This is a genomic window from Paenibacillus ferrarius (genome assembly GCF_002027705.1).
Lineage (GTDB): Bacteria > Bacillota > Bacilli > Paenibacillales > NBRC-103111 > Paenibacillus_E > Paenibacillus_E ferrarius.
The window spans coordinates 122,669-143,031 of record NZ_MBTG01000010.1 but is presented as its reverse complement, the minus strand read 5'-3'; the positions used below and the strand labels follow the sequence as shown (position 1 = coordinate 143,031).

16 protein-coding genes and 1 pseudogene are annotated in these 20,363 nt (G+C 46.4%); 4 read left to right on the top strand and 13 right to left on the bottom strand.

Annotated elements, in window-relative coordinates; genetic code table 11:
- Nucleotides 1–21: 21 nt before the first annotated feature.
- The 3 genes from BC351_RS12170 to BC351_RS12160 all read right to left on the bottom strand — a co-directional run bounded on the left by BC351_RS12170 (nt 22) and on the right by BC351_RS12160 (nt 3,160).
- Nucleotides 22–1,074, bottom strand: coding sequence for a FecCD family ABC transporter permease (locus tag BC351_RS12170; protein WP_079412243.1), 1,053 nt, complete (start codon nt 1,072–1,074; stop codon nt 22–24).
- A complete protein-coding gene (locus tag BC351_RS12165) occupies nt 1,071–2,075 on the bottom strand; it encodes a FecCD family ABC transporter permease (RefSeq protein ID WP_079412240.1) in 1,005 nt (334 codons plus the stop codon). Before BC351_RS12165 ends, BC351_RS12170 begins: the two co-directional genes overlap by 4 nt.
- A gap of 80 nt (nt 2,076–2,155) precedes the next feature.
- Complete coding sequence (locus BC351_RS12160) at nt 2,156–3,160, bottom strand: ABC transporter substrate-binding protein (RefSeq protein WP_079412236.1); 1,005 nt, start codon at nt 3,158–3,160, stop codon at nt 2,156–2,158.
- Between the two features lie 247 nt (nt 3,161–3,407).
- Here BC351_RS12160 and BC351_RS12155 point away from each other — a divergent pair, with 247 nt between their 5' ends.
- Nucleotides 3,408–4,928, top strand: a complete 1,521-nt coding sequence (locus BC351_RS12155) for a helix-turn-helix domain-containing protein (RefSeq protein WP_158082063.1) — start codon at nt 3,408–3,410, stop codon at nt 4,926–4,928.
- A 375-nt stretch (nt 4,929–5,303) separates the two neighbouring features.
- Here the strand turns inward: BC351_RS12155 and BC351_RS12150 are convergent, their stop codons facing one another.
- The 9 genes and pseudogenes from BC351_RS12150 to BC351_RS12110 all read right to left on the bottom strand — a co-directional run bounded on the left by BC351_RS12150 (nt 5,304) and on the right by BC351_RS12110 (nt 14,794).
- A complete protein-coding gene (locus BC351_RS12150) occupies nt 5,304–6,305 on the bottom strand; it encodes a FecCD family ABC transporter permease (protein ID WP_079412230.1) in 1,002 nt (333 codons plus the stop codon).
- Nucleotides 6,298–7,317 carry a FecCD family ABC transporter permease gene (locus BC351_RS12145; RefSeq protein WP_079412228.1) on the bottom strand — a complete coding sequence of 340 codons (1,020 nt, stop codon included), beginning with the start codon at nt 7,315–7,317 and terminating at the stop codon, nt 6,298–6,300. Before BC351_RS12145 ends, BC351_RS12150 begins: the two co-directional genes overlap by 8 nt.
- Nucleotides 7,307–9,277, bottom strand: a complete 1,971-nt coding sequence (locus BC351_RS12140; protein WP_079412226.1) for an AraC family transcriptional regulator — start codon at nt 9,275–9,277, stop codon at nt 7,307–7,309. Before BC351_RS12140 ends, BC351_RS12145 begins: the two co-directional genes overlap by 11 nt.
- Before the next feature lie 146 nt (nt 9,278–9,423).
- Nucleotides 9,424–10,662, bottom strand: coding sequence for a hypothetical protein (locus BC351_RS12135; RefSeq protein WP_208629704.1), 1,239 nt, complete (start codon nt 10,660–10,662; stop codon nt 9,424–9,426).
- A gap of 26 nt (nt 10,663–10,688) precedes the next feature.
- Nucleotides 10,689–11,096 carry a GNAT family N-acetyltransferase gene (locus BC351_RS12130; RefSeq protein ID WP_079412415.1) on the bottom strand — a complete coding sequence of 136 codons (408 nt, stop codon included), beginning with the start codon at nt 11,094–11,096 and terminating at the stop codon, nt 10,689–10,691.
- Between the two features lie 54 nt (nt 11,097–11,150).
- Nucleotides 11,151–11,624 (bottom strand): annotated as a pseudogene (locus BC351_RS12125) (GrpB family protein); the annotation flags it as partial.
- Between the two features lie 8 nt (nt 11,625–11,632).
- Nucleotides 11,633–11,890 carry a hypothetical protein gene (locus BC351_RS12120; protein ID WP_079412222.1) on the bottom strand — a complete coding sequence of 86 codons (258 nt, stop codon included), beginning with the start codon at nt 11,888–11,890 and terminating at the stop codon, nt 11,633–11,635.
- A gap of 636 nt (nt 11,891–12,526) precedes the next feature.
- A complete protein-coding gene (locus BC351_RS12115; RefSeq protein WP_079412220.1) occupies nt 12,527–13,588 on the bottom strand; it encodes an LLM class flavin-dependent oxidoreductase in 1,062 nt (353 codons plus the stop codon).
- Between the two features lie 15 nt (nt 13,589–13,603).
- Complete coding sequence (locus BC351_RS12110) at nt 13,604–14,794, bottom strand: MFS transporter (protein WP_079412413.1); 1,191 nt, start codon at nt 14,792–14,794, stop codon at nt 13,604–13,606.
- Between the two features lie 304 nt (nt 14,795–15,098).
- On the opposite strand from BC351_RS12110, the gene BC351_RS12105 reads away from it, so the two are divergent.
- Both BC351_RS12105 and BC351_RS12100 read left to right on the top strand, forming a co-directional pair.
- Nucleotides 15,099–15,680, top strand: a complete 582-nt coding sequence (locus BC351_RS12105; protein ID WP_079412218.1) for a TetR/AcrR family transcriptional regulator — start codon at nt 15,099–15,101, stop codon at nt 15,678–15,680.
- A gap of 240 nt (nt 15,681–15,920) precedes the next feature.
- On the top strand, nt 15,921–17,639 hold the full coding sequence (locus BC351_RS12100) for an alpha-keto acid decarboxylase family protein (RefSeq protein WP_079412216.1): 1,719 nt from the start codon (nt 15,921–15,923) through the stop codon (nt 17,637–17,639).
- A 410-nt stretch (nt 17,640–18,049) separates the two neighbouring features.
- Here BC351_RS12100 and BC351_RS12095 read toward each other — a convergent pair whose 3' ends face one another.
- Nucleotides 18,050–19,540, bottom strand: a complete 1,491-nt coding sequence (locus BC351_RS12095) for a DHA2 family efflux MFS transporter permease subunit (RefSeq protein ID WP_079412214.1) — start codon at nt 19,538–19,540, stop codon at nt 18,050–18,052.
- Between the two features lie 234 nt (nt 19,541–19,774).
- On the opposite strand from BC351_RS12095, the gene BC351_RS12090 reads away from it, so the two are divergent.
- Complete coding sequence (locus BC351_RS12090; RefSeq protein ID WP_079412212.1) at nt 19,775–20,353, top strand: TetR/AcrR family transcriptional regulator; 579 nt, start codon at nt 19,775–19,777, stop codon at nt 20,351–20,353.
- The last annotated feature ends 10 nt before the right edge of the window (nt 20,354–20,363 follow it).

Below are 20,363 nucleotides of genomic sequence, written 5' to 3'. Positions count from 1 at the left end.
TCCTCCGTTTTTTCATTTCGGCTAGCCTTGCTGCCTTTTTACTTTGATTAGCATGTATAAAAAGAAAGGCGCCCCAATTACCGCTGTGAACACGCCAGCCGGAATATCCCGCGGCGCGAACAAGGTGCGTCCTACGAGATCAGCGGCAACGAGCAGAATGGCTCCCATCACTGCCGAACAGACGAGTAGAATGCCATGCGAGCCACCAACGATTCTGCGCGAGATATGCGGCGCCATCAAACCGATAAAGCCAACGCTGCCGACAAAAGCGACTGCCGACCCCGCTAACCCTGCTGCTGTGAAAATCAGCGCAAAACGTTGAAGCTGCAAACGTCCCCCCAATAAAGTGGGCAGTTCATTGCCAAGCACCTGAATATTCAGCCGTCTGCTTAGCGTAAACAGAATCGGCACAAATAGGATCAGCCAAGGTGAGTAATAGAGAACCGTATCCCAGTTGGCGCCGTATACCGTACCTGTAAGCCAGACCTTCGCTTGACTGAGCACAGCAATCGGACTGAAGATGAGAAAAAGCGTCTTCAGAGCTTCAAGAAGAGCAGATACGCCTAGTCCGACCAAAATGATTCGTGATGGCGATATTCCCTTTTTCCAAGCTGCCAGATAGATGAACACCGCAACCAACAAAGCGCCGGCGAAAGCAAACACTGGCATAAGAAATATACTCGTTTTGAGACTGAAGATAGCAAGAAACAACACTGCGGCCATCGCTGCACCGCTTGTAATCCCGATAATATCCGGAGAAGCCAGCGGATTGCGGACAACACCTTGCATGATCGTTCCGGCCAATGCGAGAGCCATTCCCGCCAAACAAGCCATGATAAGCCGCGGCAGCCGGAAGTTCCAGATGACAATCGATTCCATCGCCTCTCCATGAGGACCAGCCCATAGAACCTGCACCGTCCGCAGTGGTGAAATATAGAGTGTTCCCTCGCCTATACTTACAATAGAAAGGATCAAGAGGATCAGCATGCTTACAAAAAGCATTGCCATTCGTTTCTTTTCCAATAAAAAGGATAAACGCAATCGCTCAGAGCGAAAAGTGACATAGCGGCTCATTTCGCAACATACTCCTTTCTTGCCAAATAGATAAAGAACGGAGCACCGATGATAGCTGTCATAACGCCGACCGGAACTTCCTTCGGGTATGCAACGAAACGTGCTGCGATATCCGCAGCCAGCAAGAGCGAAGCGCCTGATACGATACTGTAAGGAATCACCCATCGATGATCAATGCCGACGATCCCGCGGACAACATGTGGAATGACCAAGCCAACAAAGCCAATAGGCCCGGCAATCGCCACGGAGGAACCGGCAAGCAGCACAATGACAATCAGTGCGACAATCTTGACACGAAGGGTGTTCTGCCCTAAACCTTTGGCAACATCCTCGCCGACAGAGATCACGTTCATCGCCTGACCAAGAAACAACGCGCATATGAATCCTGTCAAGAAAAAGGGCAGTACCGGCCATATCGCTTCAAGCTTGCGTCCTTCCACGGACCCCGCCATCCATAGAAAAATATTATCCAAAACACTTTCATTCGATACAAGAATTGCCGCAGTGAACGAGGTGAATAAAGCGGACAATGTGACTCCAGCCAACGTCAGTTTAAGTGGCGTTAAGCCCTCATGGCCAACAGAGGCTATGAAGTAAACCCCAACAGCTGCGACCGCGGCACCCAGCAGCGAGAGCCACATGAATTCGAGCTGCGAAGTCATCGAGAGCACAGAAAATCCGATAACAATGAAGAAACCCGCTCCCGCATTGATTCCAAGAACGCCTGGCGAAGCCATAGGATTCCTCGTTAAGCCTTGCATCAAGGTTCCCGCTGTTGCCAAAGCCCCTCCCACGATGCAGGCGATAATCGCTCGCGGCAATCGGATGTCGCGTATAACAACGTGTGCGTTCGTTCCATCAAAGCGCAGATAGGCAGCAAGGAATGTAGACCAGGATGTATCTGTATAGCCATACACATTGCTGCTGAGGAACAAAGCTGCCGCTATGCCCAAACCAACGACTAGCCCTGTAATTCTGGCTGAATTGCTTCGAAGTATCATCTTACGTTCCCTTCCGTATAAACGAAATTCAAACCCGTAGCCAAGTCATTCGACCAGATTACGGGTTTGTCCAACTTTTTTTATTTTAATAAATACTTCGACAATTCATCGACCATCAGATTAGCGGAAATAATGCCCCCTGAGGAATTCCAAATGCCATCGTTCACTTTGATCGCTTTTCCTTTTTTCACGACGTCCAAGTTTTTCCAAAGCGTTTCTTCTTGCCAAGCCTTTTCGGTTTTGGCTGTCATCCCTTTGTCATCTTCCAGCGTGAAATAGAACATGATATCACCATCCAGTTCTGGAATGCGCTCCTTCCCTATAATCTCGGCGAATGTTGGTTTATCTTGCGCTGCGGGTCTCTTGAGACCGATTTTTTTGAGAATACCGCCTGCAAATGTATCTTGATAGTAGACCCTTACTTTATCCTCCAAATAGAAACGAACCAACGAAACCTTAGTATTCGTTTTGTCTCCAAGTTTTTGCTGAAGATCCTTCACCTTGGTTTCAAAAGCAGCCAACTGTTTCTCGCCTTCTTCATTCTTATTCAATGCTCCTGCATAGATTTTGAAGTTGATCAGCGAGTCTGAATTGGTACGCTCGGAGAAAACCGTAGGCGCGATGCTCGATAATTGCTGATATATTTTCTCTTGACGCAGCTTGTTGCCGATAATTAAATCAGGCTTGAGAGCTGCGATTGCCTCCAAATTGGGTTGGTTTTCATCACCGACAATCTGCACGCCTTCCAATTTGTCCTTCAAATGGTCATAATAAGGTTGTACGCCCCATGCTTTAACCATTCCAACTGGTTTGATGCCAAGTGCCAGCGATGCCTCCACGGCATCATTAACCAAAATGACAACTCTTTGCGGATTACCTTTAACCGTAGTTTCCCCCATGATATGTTTAACCGTGTAGGGTGCGCTAGCTGCTGGAGTTGCCTTCGCTGTTGCTGCGGCGCCAGCTGCATTCGTTGTCGGCTGTGAAGATGTTGTGGTAGTTCCTGTTCCACATGCCGCCAAAATAAGTGATAAAATGATGAAAAGCAGCCCCACTGTATGTTTTCTAGTACCTTGCCGAATCATAGATTTCTCTCTCCCTTTTTGTATTGATAATGATTCTTGTTATCATCTATTAGTCTAAAGCAAGCGTTATTGGCCGTCCATGACCTGAAATATCCGATATGATGCACAATTCTACCAGTAAACTCATAAATGCTAGCGAGAGGGTGAGAATATTTTGCCTGCCACATCCATTCATCTTGTTTCCCCTAAAAGTCGTACCCTCCATATGCTCTCTTCCATCCGCAGGTTGAGGCGATTGCAGCCCTTCTTGCAACGAACTAGAACTGTTCATGTTTCTATGCTCTGCCTCATTGCCAAAGGAAGCGGAACCGTCGTGATTAATGATGTGCCGCATTCCTATGAGCCGCATCAACTATTTCATTTCAGTCCTGGTACAAGAATTAGCATGGAAACCATAGAAGCAGAAACCCAGTATTACCAAGTCGTTATCCATTCCGTAACAACAATGAGAAGCGGACAGCAATGGACGCTCAAAAGTGCTGCAGGTCCACTGAAAGGGCTGTCCACAGGACCTTTGATTTCGCGCGACCCCGATCAAGTACAGCAAAGAATCATTGCTCTTTATCATTTGATTCATCCCAATGAGGCTGTTGATGGGAATGGGGCAATAGATCCAGATTTGCAGCTGCAAGGCCTGCTTGACTTCCTCCTATCAGATACGGCAAAAAAGGAATCTCCACAGATTCCTACACATGGGATAGACGCCTGTATTGCCTATATTCATCAACAATACCACCAAAAAATTACACGCGAAAAACTGGCAGACATCGCGATGCTTACTCCTAATGCGTTTTGTCGCAGCTTCAAGCGCGCAGCAGGCATTTCCTTTACTGATTATTTGAATCGTGTAAGGATTAAACATGCCAAAGATCAGTTGACTCCCTCCTGCTCCATTAAAGAAGTAGCTAGCAGCGTCGGTTACAGCAGTGAGTATTATTTCAGCCGCTTATTTAAAGAAGCAGTTGGCTACTCGCCTACTTTGTATATCAAAAGAGAACGCCTTACAATCGCTTCCGCTTCGCGCACTGGATTTCACAACAACCTTGCCTCTATAGGACTGAATCCCGCTGCCGGGGTAGATTGCTTCAGATATCCTTGGATGAACGACGCAGATTATAATTTGCGATTAACGTCAGCATTGGAACAGCTTAGGCTTGTGAAACCTGATCTTATCATCGCCGACTACTTTCATAAATCCTTATTTGAGGTATTAAAACAGATCGCTCCTACAGTTGTCCTTGATCATCATCTCGACTGGCGTCTGACACACATGAATATTGCCGAGCTTGTTGGACGTGAAAAAGAAGCCTCACAATCCTTCCATCAGCTAGATGAAAAAACGTCAGAGGCCCGCTATTCGCTGAACAAATCGATCGGGAATGCACGTGTTACCGTCATGCAGGTTGTTCCGCATGCGCTTCGTATTCAGGGGGCTGTCAACCATCCGTTGAATGAATTGCTGTATGCCGAGCTTGGCATGAAGCCAGGCAATGCAGTATCTCCTACGAAGATGCGAGATGAAATGCTGGTCGAAGAATTCCCAAGTCTGGAGACCGAGCATTTATTTATTATCAAACATATTAATCATCCAGAATCGGATCAATTATTTAAGCAACTCATACAGACTCCTGCATGGAGCTTAATTCCCGCTGTTGCCAGCCAACAAACACACTATATTCCGAACTGGCTTCTCATGAGCTGGACCCCCATTGGCAGAAGCAAGATCATTCATGATCTTACGGAGATGTTCCGTTCACCGGCAAAATAAATCGAATTGCCTCGCTGCTCGGCCAATTCCGAGAGAGATCGGGGCCCTGCTTTATTCTTCTCATTGGAATTTGTCCACTGAAATCAGCCGTCAAAGAGTTTCTGCCAGCTTACACTGGAAATAATCCAATGAAATACTCATTAAAAGCTCAAAATACTTGCTTTTTAGATTATGCATTGGAGTTTATCCAGTGAAATCGTCCTTCAAGCTCTTCAAACTAACTTGCATTGGAATTAATACAATGAAACCAGCTTATCACTCTAACGCCCTTCTCAGAAAAAGGGGAGACTTCTGCTTTCCATTCATTTGCAGGTAGGAAAAACCGTCAGGAAAACATCCTGACGGTCCTTTTGCGTGTAAACCCATTCTTTATTGTCAACGAATCGGCTTGCGTTTGAATAACAAATAAAGGAAAAACGGCGCCCCAATACCCGCAGTGAATACCCCTGCAGGTATATCCAGCGGCATAAACAGCATACGTCCGGCCAAATCAGCCAACAGAAGCAGAATCGCGCCGGTGAAAGCCGCAACGGGAATGATGAGCGAATACGAGTTGCCTACGAGTTTGCGGGCGATATGAGGAGCCATGAGGCCGAGGAACGAAATCATCCCAGCCACCCCAACAGCTGCACCGGCAAGTGCTACGCTGTAGAGCAGTACGATAACTCGGGTAACTTGAAGCCGGCTGCCAAGCCCCATAGCCGTCGCTTCGCCTAATGTCTGAATCGTCAACTCCTTCGCATACACGTAGGAGAACGGAATAAAGACGGCAATCCAGGGAAAGATGATCTGCACGTACTTCCAGCTTGTCCCGTAGATGCTGCCTGTCATCCAGTTCAACACCTGAGCCGCCAAGTAAGCCGGCCCGCTAATGAGCAGGAACATGGTGAGCGCTCCCAGCGCGGTGGAAAGGCCGATGCCGATGAGCACCAGCCTGTAGGTCGATACCCCCCGCTTCCAAGCAAGGGTATAATTGATCAGCACTGCGAGAAGTGCTCCCACCATCGCAACAACGGGAATCCAATGGATGCTGTAGCTGGTGAACAGTGTCATGAAAGCAACAGCTGCTGCCGAAGCGCCTCCGGTGACGCCTAGAATGTCCGGTGAAGCGAGCGGGTTCCGAATCACCCCCTGCAGAAGGGCGCCTGATACGGCCAGCGCTGCCCCAACCAGGATCGCGGCAAGGATTCTCGGGAGCCGGAAGTTCCAGAGAATCAGCTCTGAACTGCCCATGTTCTGTCCGATCAACGAGCGGAAAACATCCTTCATCGGGATGCTTACACTGCCGACAGAGAGGCTAACCATTGAAAGCACAATCATCACGAGAAATAAACCGATAATGATCAAAGCCGATCTTCTCGAGCGTAATTTAGCCATGCTCCTTCCTCCTTGCCGCATGGATCAGAAAGGGAACGCCCAGCATCGCCGTAGCGATACCGACGGGTACCTCCTTAGGCATCAGCACGAAACGTGCCGCAAGATCCGCCGCTACGAGCAGCACAGCGCCGCTTAATGCGCAGCACGGCAGCAGCCACCGGTGATCATGCCCAATCAGCGACCGGCACAGATGCGGAACGATCAGTCCGACGAATGCGATTGGGCCGGCAGCCGCGACCGAGCTCCCGGCGAGCAGTACGACGGCAAGCGAGGACAGCAGTCTCACGAGCGTCACCCGCTGACCCAAACTTCGGGCACTGTCCTCGCCCAACACCATAATGTTGAAAGAGCCTGCCAAAAGCAGCGCTAGTCCTAAACCAATCGCCATATAGGGGGCAACAGACAGCAAATGGTCCAATTTCCTCCCGGTGACGGACCCGATCATCCAGAACAAGGCCGTATCCAGCGACTGCTTGTTAATTAGAATCAAGCCGGACGTAATTGACGAGGCCAAAGCCCCCATCGCCGCGCCGGCCAGGGTGAGTTTGATCGGCTCGAACCAGCTGCCCCGCATCGCCATGGCATATACGCAGATCGAGACGAACAGCGCGCCGGCAAAAGCGATCCAAATCATCGCATTCATCGAAAGAGCCGATCCGTATAGGACCAGCCCGATGACGATGAATAACGAAGCACCGGCATTAATGCCGAATATGGAAGGGGATGCCAGTGGGTTTCGCGTCAACACCTGCATGACGGCACCCGCTACTGCGAGACAAGCGCCTACGGCAGCCGCCACCAGAACCCGGGGGACCCGGGTCGTTCTAAGAATCAAATGCTCGTTCGAGCCGTCGAAATGCTTGTAACTCATCCACAAATCGCCAAACGTATATGTATGCGCCCCCAGTAGAACACTCGCTGTGGCTAGCATGAGCAGGAACACAGCTCCCGCTGACAATCCGATCATCTTGCTTTTGCGTGTGTGAAGCAATGCGGCTCTATTATTTGACATCGAAATACTTGATCAACTCATCGAGGAGCAGGTTAGCCGCTTTGTATCCGCCTGCGGAGTTCCAAATTCCTTCATCTACTTGAATCACTTTATTGGCTTTCGTAACGTTTAAGTTTTTGAATAACGGATCATTCATCCATTCCTTCACAACGTTCGCAGCATCCGTCTTCCCTTTCGCTTCCGATACGAAGTAGAACAGGACATCTCCATCCATTTTGGCGATATTTTCTTTATTCAAAATTTCAATGAAAGAGTCCTTCTCCTGCGACTCAGGACGTGCGATGCCCAGTTGGTTAAGCAGTACGCCGGCGAATGTCTGTTTCTGGTAAATGCGCACCTGTGTCGCCGAGAAACGCACTAGTGAGACTTTCGTTGCTGCCTTGCTGCCGAGCTTCGCTTTCACATCCGCTACCCGCTTGTCGAAAGCAGCCATTACTTTTTCGCCTTCATCCTTCTTATTCACCGTCTCTGAGTACAGCTTGAAATTGACTTTCCAATCCCCGACCAAGTCAGCCGCGAACACCGTAGGAGCAATTTGCTTCAGCTGATCGTAAATTTTCTCCTGCCTCACTTTGTTCCCGATAATGAGGTCCGGTTTCAAGCTGGCAATGAGTTCAATATTCGGCTGCAATTCATCTCCGACGACAGTTACATTCTGCATATCATTCTTAATATGGTCGTACCATGGTTCCCCAAGCCAGGACATAACGGCACCCACCGGCTTAACACCAACTGCGAGCAGCGCTTCCGTCCCCTCATTGGTCAGGATAACGACTCGGGACGGCGTACCCTTGATCGTCGTTTCGCCCATCGCATGTTTAATAACCCGCGGGGCATCAGCTTCCTTATTCGCCGCGGCCGATGGAGAGCTGCTAGCGGCAGGGACCGGCGTTACTCCACTCGTCGTGGTAGGCGTTGTCGTCGATCCGGTTGAACAGGCACTTAAAAGTAATGTGAAACAGATGACGACCATGGCAGTCATCCAGGCTCTTGATTTCTTATACATCTGTGAATCTCCCTCTTCTCTATAATGATAATGATTCTCATAACCATTACTACTATAGCGTCTAAGCCCCCCCTCCACAATGGGATATTTCGACACCGGGAATGGATTATTTCGACGCCATTCCCGGCCGTACGACTCTTTGAACCTTTGGGGAGAGATCCCCTCCTGCTTCTTGAAAATCCTGCTGAAATAATAACTGTCCGCGTAGCCGACACTCTCCGAGATCTCTTTCAGCGTTCTGTCCGTATAGACAAGAAGTGCCTTGGCCTTGTTCACCCGAAGCCCGATCAAATACACGATCGGACTTGTATTCATTTGATTTTTAAACAAACGGAGCAATTGTCTGGACGTACACTCCAGCGTTTCGGCCAACGCTTCCAGCGTCACCGTTTCCTGATAATGCTCCTCCATATAATAGATAGCTTGGCTGACGAGATCAGGACGGATAACATCGACCCCTTGTTCGTGCAGCTGCTCTACCAGTTCGTAAAGCAATTGATAAAATAGCGTTTTCACTTTGAATTTATCGAGCGAACTGGGCGCCTGCCATATTTGATACATATGCTCCAACTTCTGCAGCCAAGATATTGGAAACTTAGGTGATAAAGTATAGCGCAATTGGAACGGATTCTCCCGCTCCATAAGATTGACCAGTTCATATCGGCTCGGAAGCGGCAATGTTGCCTTGTACAGCACCATAAAATATTCCAGCTGCTCCACAGCCGCAATGTCGAGACTAAGGCCCTTCCCTACGTGCAGAACATGAAATCGCTGCAAGCGACTTTCAATTCCGTCTATGTGCAGCTCAGCACTGCCGCTGGTAACATACAAAAAAGCGCTTGTCGGCACGCGATATCCGCGCATGACTTCGCCAGGCTCCAGCATCATGCGGCGAACGTCCATCACTCTAATGAGAACATGATTCCACAATATAATATGGTCGCTAATTCTCATAAATCGGTCATTCCTTTCTTTCGCAATCTATTAAACTATCATATCACAATTGAAAACAATTCTCATTATCATATGCGTGTTGAAAAAGACGAAACCAGTTCGGCTCCGTCTTTCATCGGTTATGGTCCATTGCTTTCTTATAGCATTCAAAGTCTTACCCATTTGAATCCCTGCCATGTGTGTATGTAATACCACGTTTGTCCTTCGTAAGAAGTCCATTCAAGAGAAGCCATGACGGATTGTTTAGAGAAGTTCAAAGCATTGTTCAACGCATTACTATCCTCATATGGCGCATCTAACGCAATTGATGTCTGAGATAATTCAATGTTAACCTGGTTCTTCTTAACACCGAGCTTGTGATCTTTCTCGAAGTCGCCAGTCAATCGTGACGCAACTTCCCTAGATGGATTGATCCATACCCCAGCTCCTGAACCGTTAGCCAACGTAAAGTACCAATCGTTTATTTGGCCAATCGCATGTACGGCTTGTGCAGGTTCCTCTGACGTTGAAACGCTAATGTAGTTGTAGGGTGTTTTGAAATACTGGAAGGGTACGGGAAGATCAATTGTCCGATCAACTGCTTCGATTCCTTCAATTCCAAGTCCATAGTCGCTATCCAAATGAATCCATCTTAACCCTTGCGGGGTATCAACCTGATACCACACACTGGCGCCAGCCATACTTGTGATCAAATATTTGGTTCGTGCATTGGCCAATTGAGGTTTCAGTTTGGCTTCATTCTGTACGGGCTCACCAAAAGGGTACAGATACACAGCGCTTTCCCGCGCAATAGGTACAAGGCTTTTGAACGGAACCCCTTTGTATTTCTCAGCGTATTCGAAAGGGCGAATCCATTTATCTCCAAGCCATGATGTGTGAATCAAAAACCACTTATCTTCAGTCCGACATGGCGTATACGGGTCGCACACATCTAAAGAAGCAATGGCCTGAACCTTCTGAGGGGATAGCTTATAATCCGTCATTTTCGAAGGTGCCTTATAAATAGTAGTCTCCCTATCCAGCAAGGTCAGATTCTGATCCTCGGCAACTAACTTGCCGTACTTATAAGATCCCTCTTTTAAATTAATCCAAGCCTTCCCCAGCCATGTTTCAACCTGAACTTTTTCCAAACTTATGATGTTTAGCAGCATATTTTTCTTGATAGGTGCTAAGTGAACAGACTGAAGCGGGCTTAGAGCACCTATGGCATCATTGGCTCTAGTATCCTCCGATGCATACAAAGTAAACTCATCTAGAAGCGTAATAAAGGGCATATCACTTGATGCAGCAAGTTCCTGATCTGCGAAAGAATTGTGTGGTGCTGCTAACACCGCAATCACTGCGACCAACATCCATGTCAAAAATTTCCTATAAATAGGACTCATCTCCTTTCCTAATTTGCAGCCTCCATCTACAATATTTTAGTAAACATGATTTCCAACGGCTCATTTGCAAGCATCAAACACCCTGCATCCCTATAACCCAATTTCCGGTAGAAATGCTGTGCCTCTTCGTTCGCCAATGTAGATGTCATAACCAATTTAAAACCCTTTTGTTTCATTTCGTCTTCCCAAAAGAGAACAGCTTGCTTGCCTACACCTTTGCCCCGATGTGATTCATCTACCCAAATCATATTCATAAAGGGGGTGTTATCCCAGAAATATCCATACCTCATCCATCCAAAGCTAGCTTCTTCTTCGTCCTTCAGCATATATATTTCATTTCCCTTAATCTTCGGCAAAATTAAATTTTCTAAAATATGATGATCTCGCTCACGAATGTATTCGTAGTCTAGTTCAGTTGCGACAGCAATTCTCACTTCAATGCCCCTTTCATGTTGACATTTCCATCCGGCACGTACCAGTATTTCTTGAACAAATTCACTCTTGGCATTGGTATACGAGGCACGGTCATTGTGAAATCGTTGTGCCAGTTCCAGCTTCAAATTACCATATATTTTAGCGTCCTCAGGATGAATTCTCAAATAATCCCGAAAAATAATATGACGTTGATATTCGTCGTTTTCTACCGTGCATACGTACAGGTGATGCCAAGTTATGCCAGCTGGAGGAATAAAAGCCTCTCGCCCTGCAGCTCCTAAATCGCCTTCATGTACGTACCCAAGTGTGGCAAGCCCTAGAATTGCAGTCTGGACGTCTGCCTGCTTAGATACAATAACGTCGATATCAACAATTGGTTTAGCTGCTAATCCTGGAACGGCTGTGCTCCCGACGTGCTCTATTCTGACATTGAGATCGCTTAAAACCGGAAGTACGAAGTCTCGTAACTGCTCAAACAACAGAACCCAACTAGGATCGTATTCTACAACTACTACACTGGAACCCATAGAAATCCTCATCGTTTTCCTTCACCCAGTAAACCTATATAATTTTCAGCTTCACGTACGGTGAATCCATATATTTTTTGAGCTTTTCTAATTGATTTTCGTTTTTTTCCTTGAGTTACAAGTTTTTGGAGATCTTCGTCCAAAGGATTTCTTAACCCCATCTCTTTTACTATACTACGCAACAAATCATTTGTGGCTTTTTGCCGGATTAAGACTATACTAACTATTGCGGATACCGAAATAATGATAACAATACTCCAAACCATTCCAAATAAAGAGTCCAGATGATCCACCTCCACTAAATAGTAATATGTAGATTCGATTTTTTATTGCAGCGTCCTAAGATGTCTTGGATAAAAATGTATTATAGCATAAAATACTTCTATGAATTCTTGGAAATACCTTTCCTCTCTACGTGTCAATATATTTATGATAAGCTGCCCGTTCATAGAAGAGGATGTCACTTAAGCCGAATTTTAGTAGGTAAGCGTCGATCGATGATGGGGTTGATTACTTTCATGTGGACTGAAGGGGTTTCCAGATCAGATCCGTTCACCCGAGTGTAAAAGCCTGCGAAAATACAGGAATTTCCGGGCGAATTCGGTTAAAAAGTGGAAATGCCTGCATTTGTGCAGGCATTTTTATCTTTTTCAGCCGTACATTCAGAAAAAGCCTCAAAAGCCTGCACAATTGCAGGAATTTATTAGTTCTGGCTATTCCAAGAGCAAAAAAGATGCATAATTGCAGGTTTAGAGAAAAAAACTGGAGCTAGAGTCAGAGAAAGTAGGAGGCTAATCAAGGGATTATCAGGACCCGTAGGCACGATCGAGCCTCTCCGAATCCCAATCAAAAAGCAAAAAAGCTGTCCCTCAAGTAGGTTTATCTACTTATGGGACAGTCCCTTATCTTCCTTTTTCCATCTCGGCTTCCCACTTGGTTATTTCTTCCCGAACACGGGGCGCTACCTCCGTTCCTAGCAGTTCAATGGCTCTCATCACTTGAGCATGCGGCATAGTGCTTAACGGAACATACAGCATAAAGCGTGTAACCCCTACATTTTTACGAAGGTGAATGATCTTCTGAGCAACAGTGTCGGGATCGCCGACATACAGGGCTCCTTCAAAGCTGCGCGCGGCATCGTAGCTTGAACGATCATAATGCGCCCAGCCCCGCTCTTTGCCTAATTTGTTCATACCAGCCATGGTAGAAGGAAAAAATGTATCCGCAGCTCGTTCCGTATTCTCTCCAACAAATCCTATCGAGTGCGCCCCAACCTTAAGCCTCGATTCATCATGACCTGCGTGCGCTGCCGCTTTCTTATAAAGCTGCACAAGCGGTGCAAAATCCGTCGGTTTTCCACCAATTATCGCCAACATCAGCGGCAGTCCTAACAGACCTGCACGGATAGCCGACTCCTGTCTGCCCCCGCTGCCAACCCATATCGGCAAAGAATTTTGAACGGGCCGTGGATACACGCCTAAATTGTTAATCGCTGGCCGATGCCCGCCCTTCCAAGTTACTTTTTCAGACTCCCGTATTTTAAGGAGCAATTCCAAATGTTCTTCAAACAGTTCTTCATAGTCATTCAAGTCATAGCCAAACAGTGGAAAAGATTCAATAAAGGAACCCCGGCCCGCTATAATCTCCGCACGTCCGTTTGAAATACCATCGAGCGTAGCAAAATCCTGAAAAACGCGCACTGGATCAACGGAAGAAAGCACCGTCACTGCACTGGTCAGTCGAATCCGTTTCGTCTGTGATGCAGCCGCAGACAGCACAATTGCTGGTGAAGACGCTGCATAGTCCTTCCGATGATGCTCACCTATGCCAAATACATCAAGTCCCACTTGATCAGCAAGCACAATTTCCTCAACAACTTCACGCAATCGCTGTGCGTGACTCATCACTTCACCAGTCTCAACATCCGGCTTAGTTTCTACAAACGAAGTAATTCCTATCTCCATGACAATCTCTCCTATTCAAATTTTATTAACAGCACGGTTGGTCACAGCCCAAAACAGAAGAGCTAAAGCACTAACGGAGGCCCCGAGCACACATACTCCGTTCCAGCCATAGTGTGCATAGATATGGGTCGAAGCAATGGAACCGGCAGCACTTCCTATGGAATAGAAAACCATGTACCCAGCAGCTAGCCGACTGCGCGCCTCCGTACCCAAGGAGAAGATCATACTTTGATTAGTGACATGCACGGCCTGAACGGCCATGTCTAGAAGAACAATTCCAATGACCAATGCGAACAAAGACTGTTCCGTACGGCTGATCAGCAACCATGATATCAATAATAGAGTCAAAGCTATGCCCGTCGTTCTCTGCCCGTAACCTCGATCGGCTAGCTTGCCCGCTCTTGCTGCAGCTAACGCTCCGACAACTCCCACGAGACCAAACGCCCCAATTGCAGTGTGTGAAAGAGATAATGGCGGCGCGCTAAGAGGGAGGACTAATGGAGTCCACAAAATGCTGAAAGCAGTAAAAATCAGCAGAGCCAGAACAGCGCGGATGCGTAATATCCGTTCTTTTACGAGCAGCATAAGCACTGACCTAAGCAGCTGGGGATAAGACAGCGACCTTTCCTTACGCTCAACATTCGGCAACACCTTAAATAACGCACAAACCATAAAAAGCATCAATGCGGCGGAGACCAGATACACGGAACGCCAACCCGCAAAATCTGTTAGTATTCCTGAAATGGATCGGGCAAGCAGGATGCCAATCACAATTCCGCTTGTTATCATGCCAACGACACGTCCACGTTCAGCAGGTGCTGCCATTGTCGCCGCGAACGCCACAAGAGTCTGAGCCACAACGGAAAGCAGTCCCACTAATGCCATACCTGCGAATAGTACCTTGCTGGATGAAGCAGTGCCAACAATAACCAAAGCTATCATGGATAAAAGCATCTGACCGATTATCAGCCGGCGCTGGTTCAGTAAATCTCCAAGCGGCACCAGCATTAACAACCCTACTGCATAAAAGATCTGAGTAATAGTAATGAGAATGCCAATGGATGAATGGTCAATACCGAACTCACTAGACAGATTATCGAGTATCGGCTGTGCGAAGTAGATATTGGCAACAGACATCCCGCAGGCAACCGCAAACAATAGTGTCACATAGCGAGTCATTGAAGAACTTTTTTTAGCCTCCTCCATTTTGTACACACCTTACCTCCCTTAAATTTTGATATCGATCATTTACTGTACCGATCGGTATTTAAAACGCCTGATTAATATAACGCGCAGAAACGATCAATGTCAATGATAAAAATAGACTAAATTCTTTTTATTCTTCAGAAATGATCTTCCCTCATTAGAATAAACTAACTTGCATTTGACAATATAAACAGTAAATCATATAATTTAACATACTTATCGGTACATTAAAATCAAGGCGTTTACATGTGATCGAAATTTTGAATATTTCAGAAAAAATCAATGATAACGAGAGGTATGGATTATGGGACGAACCCGCGAATTTGACGAAGAAAAAGTATTAGATGCAGCTATGCAACTATTTTGGGAGAAGGGATATGAGGCTACTTCATTAAGTGACTTAACTTCCAGAATGGGCATTCAGAAACCTAGTATTTACGCAGCTTTTGGAGACAAAAAAGAATTATTCGAAGCTGCGCTGCGCAAATACATGATGTCCCGTGCTTCTCAAGTCCGTACCAGACTCCAAAAAAATCCATCTGTAAAAGATGCATTTCGCGCTTTTTTTGAAAGTGTGGTTGCCGATGAATATACTGAAAATCGCAGCCGAGGATGCTTTTGCATCAATACGATGGTCGAACTTGCGCCTCATGATGAAAAATTTGAGATTCTTACAAGGGAACATCAAATGTATCTATCAGTCATATTTCAAGAAACCATTGAACGAGGTATCCAATCAGGAGAGCTTCAAATCGGTGTAAATGCGAAGGCTTTATCACAGGCACTAATCGTTTCGTTAATTGGACTGACCGTAATCATGAAATCTCGTCCAGAGCGATCGTTTGTTGATAATACGATAGAGGTGACACTTACATTGCTTAAGTAAAAGGAATAGTTGCAGAGGGATTTTCCTGTAAAATGAGCTGGCCACTGCCTCTATGTCGGAATATAGCTGGCAGCGAGCGCATGTTTGATTTTCTTGATTTTGGTGTAAACCTTTGTTGTACGATGGTCGGCGGCGCATAACGCTAGCGTAAAAAGCATTCTTTCTTTCGTGAATAACCCGCTCAATGAAATGGGAATCGTATACATGGACTGACTTAAAAGGAGAGGGAGTGAGCAAGAGATGGGAACCATGACAGCAGTGGGGAGCTCGAACCCGCAGACTGGAACAGCTCAAAAAACTCTTGGCCAGTATTTGTTCGATTGCCTGAAGTTGGAGGGCATTACGGAAATTTTTGGCGTTGCTGGAGACTATAATTTCACTCTATTGGATACGCTCGAGCGGTACAACGGCATCCGGTTTACTAGTGGACGGAACGAATTGAACTCCGGTTATGCAGCGGATGGCTACGCAAGAATCAAAGGTCTGTCCGCTCTTATTACGACTTTCGGTGTCGGGGAGCTTAGTGCCTGCAATGCGATAGCTGGAGCTTACAGCGAACATGTGCCCGTGATTCACATCGTGGGCGCGCCTCCCGAGAAGGCTCAAAAGGAACACAAGCTCATGCATCACACGCTAATGGATGGAAATTTTGACATCTTCCACCAAGTGTATAAGCAGATTACGGTTTATACCGCTGTGCTGACGCCTGAAAATGCCGAGATTGAAATTCCTGCGGCGATTCGCATTGCGAAGGAAAAGAAAAAGCCGGTATACCTGGTTGTGGCTGATGATTTAGTGACCAAGCCGATCCTTGCACATCGAGAGTCGGTACCGCCGCGCCCAACCTCCAATCTTCAAACCCTTCAGGCAGCAACGGAACATGTCCGCCAACTGCTGGAGCGGGCCCATCGGCCGGTCATTCTGGTTGATGTCAAAACAATGCGTTTCGGCCTTGAGACAGCGGTTCGACATTTGGCCAACGCCTTGAACATACCTGTTGCGACAATGATGTTCGGAAAGGGCGCATTCGACGAAACCCATCCGAATTATATAGGGATGTATGGAGGCTCTTTCGGAAGTTCTGAGGTCCAAAGCAAGGTAGAAACTGCTGATTGTGTCATTGCGATAGGCATGGTATTGGCGGACAACAACACCGCGAACTTCACTGCGAAGCTGAACCCACTGGTGACAGTCGATATTCAACCGGACATGGTCAAGGTCGCAGAAGCGGAATACCCGAATGTGTTCGCAGTCGATATGCTGCTTGCAGTCCAGAAGGTTGGGTACAAAGGCCAAGGTTTGGTAGGAAAAGCGACATTCCCTTACGACCAAATAACTGGCGGTATGGATGAGCCATTAACTGCTGCCATTTATTATCCTCGTTTTCAGCAGATGCTGAAAGAGGGGGATATTGTGGTCGCCGAGACCGGTACATTTTACAATGGGATGGCGCAAGTGAGACTGCCGCGCAATGTAACGTATATTGCGCAAGGCGGCTGGGAGGCCATCGGTTATGCCACCCCCTCCGCATACGGTGCCAGTATCGCAGCGCCGGATCGACGGGTATTGTTATTTACAGGTGACGGCTCCTTGCAGTTGACAGCCCAAGAGATCAGCTCCATGCTCTATTATGGATGCAAGCCCATTATCTTCATCTTGAACAACGATGGGTATACGATCGAGAAATATTTGAATGTCAAAACAGAGAATCAGCTATATAACAAAATTCCGCGCTGGTCATACACGAAGCTGGCCGAGGCTTTTGGAGGCGATGCGTTTGCCGTGACTGTCCGAACCTATGGAGAGCTTGACCAAGCCATAACCCAAGCTGATAAGGAACGTGCCGGGAGACTCTGTATCATTGAAATGATCGCTGCCGATCCGATGGACGCACCCGAAAATATGCGCCGCATGCGCAACTATTTGGAGATGCAGGAGAAGCGGCAAAGCCAGAATTAGAAGCAGCGGGAATCTCCAGAGTCCGGATTTTCCATATGCCTACGCATAGCGCAAGAAAACCTGCAAATGTGCAGGAATTTCCGGGTGAATTCGGTTATAAAGTGGAAATGCCTGCAATTGTGCAGGTATTTTCATCTTTTCCAGCCTCTGATCCAAAAAAAACCTCAAAAACCTGCATAAACGCAGGAATTTCATCATTCAGACTACTCCAAGAGCAAAAAAGATGCACAATTGCAGGTTTATAAAAAACAACTGGAGCTAGAGCGGGACTGCATCAAGAATAACCTGCTACCAAGCTCTCTTTTCCAGAAAACTTCCTCATTTCAATACGAAGGAGCTGTCTCAAAAGTAGATTTACCTACTTATGGGGCAGCTCCTCCTTTGCAATCTTCCTTCCACTACTTAAACTCTTAAGTCGCATTAACCGGTTTCTTCGCTACATTGACTCTCGGTTCTTCTTCCGCCTGACCTACCCGTTTAATGAAGAAGGAAAGCACCAAGCCAACAACTCCGATGCCAATTATAACAAGATAAGAATCATTAATTCCTTGAATAGACGCCTCTTTCATAAGTTCCTTGGAAGCAGTCGCTGTTTGGCTTGCCGTCATCAGGTCCACAAGATGAAATTTGGTTCTGGTTGTCATAACCGTGACCAGTAGTGCCGTACCTACTCCGCCTGCCACTTGCTTAATGGTATTGGAAATAGCGGTACCATGCGCATTCAGTCTTGAAGGCAATTGATTGAGGCCCGCGGTGGTGATTGGCATCAAGAAAAGCGCCATACCGAAGCGTCGTCCTGTGGACATCAGCACTAAATACGTATAACTAGTAGAATCCGTCAAATTGATGAACCCAAGTGTGGTTACGATTGTAATGACCATACCAACAATGGACAACCACTTCGCTCCGAACTTATCAAACAGCTTGCCAGCCACTGGCATCATAATGCCCATGAGCAGCGCTCCAGGGAGCATAAGAATACCGGACTCCAACGCGGTATATCCGCGAGCATTCTGCAAATAGAGAGGAAGCAGCATCATATCCGCATACATGACCATCGTAACTGCAATGTTGATTAACGTTGTCAGGGTAAACATGTTGTACTTGAACGCCCTGAGATCGAGCAGCGGGCTTTCGATAACTAGTTGGCGCCATGTAAACAAAATTAATGCGACCACACCTACAATAATAGATATAATTACTTCCGCGCTTGACCAGCCTTTACCACCAGCACTGCTGAAGCCGTAAAGAAGGAAACCAAATCCGATTGTTGAAAGAATGGCACCCCATGTATCAATTTTGGGATATTGACGTTCCGAGACATTTTTCAAATAAATAAAAGCAACGGCAATAACAATGACAACAAATGGTATGATGCCATAGAAAAGAGTACGCCACGTATAATGCTCCAAAATATAGCCAGCAACAGCAGGTCCAACAGCAGGGGCAAAAATGATAGCCAACCCAACCATACCCATAGCTGCTCCACGCTTATCAGGCGGATAAATCGTCAGAATGACATTCATGAGAAGCGGCATTAATATTCCAGCCCCAGCTGCTTGAATTAAACGGCCAGTCAATAACAATTCAAAGCCTGGCGCCACGGCTGAAACAATAGTTCCAATGAGGAAAATAATCATAGATGCTTGGAAAAGCTCTCGCGTCGTAAAGCGTTGCATCAAGAACGCTGTGATCGGAATTAAGACACCGTTAACTAGCATATAACCCGTGGTCAGCCATTGGCCAGTCGAAGCGGTAATATCGAATTCGACCATGAGCTTCGGTAAGGCAACACTCATAATCGTCTGATTCAGAACGGCAATGAACGCTCCCAAAATCATAACAAACAACAAAGGACCTTTCTTAATGGAACTGCTATCAAATACTGCACTTTTACTCATATCACCACTCATTCCTTTCAAATTCGACTTCAAACTAATAGACAATGTGTTGTATAATTAACTTTGTGTAAATAGTATTATAGTCATCTATCCTAATGTTCACAAGTAACAGCTTTTTTATAAATGTTTATTAAATGACAGTTTCTAAGCATATGTAGTCTATCTCTCACATAATCTACAAATCTTGAGGAATTTGTTGCATATCCTATTTTAGGAAAAGGAAGTGATTGCTCCATGTCAACAAAATCACAACGAATAGACCCGCGTGTACTTCGTACGCGTCAATTGATTCGGGATGCATTTATTGAATTACTTCAGGAGTTGGAACTCGAAAAAATAACCGTGAATCGCATCGCGGAGCGAGCGACGATTAATCGTGTCACCTTCTATCTTCATTATCGAGATATTTCGGATATGATCGAACAATTGGCTGATGAGATGATTAACGAAATCCATGCCATCTTGAAGGAAGCTCCGGACCCACCCGAATTCAACATTGAAGTCCTCATTAAAATGCTTGAGCATATCGAGGAAAATTCGAAGTTCTACAAAGTTCTGCTTGCTTCCAAACGTATTCCCGTATTTACGGAACGACTCATGAAGCTGATCGCAGATTTCATGTCCAGTCGAATAAACAAGCTAGAGGAATCCTCAACTTTGAAGGTTCAAAAAGATATCGCGATCTGGTACGGCTCCTCCGCCATCATTGGTACGATTGTGTTCTGGCTTCGCAATGATTTACCCTATAAACCGATTTATTTAGCTGCACAGCTTTCAGAATTGCTCCATATCCCAGAGCCCGAATCTCGCTAAAGCCAAGCAA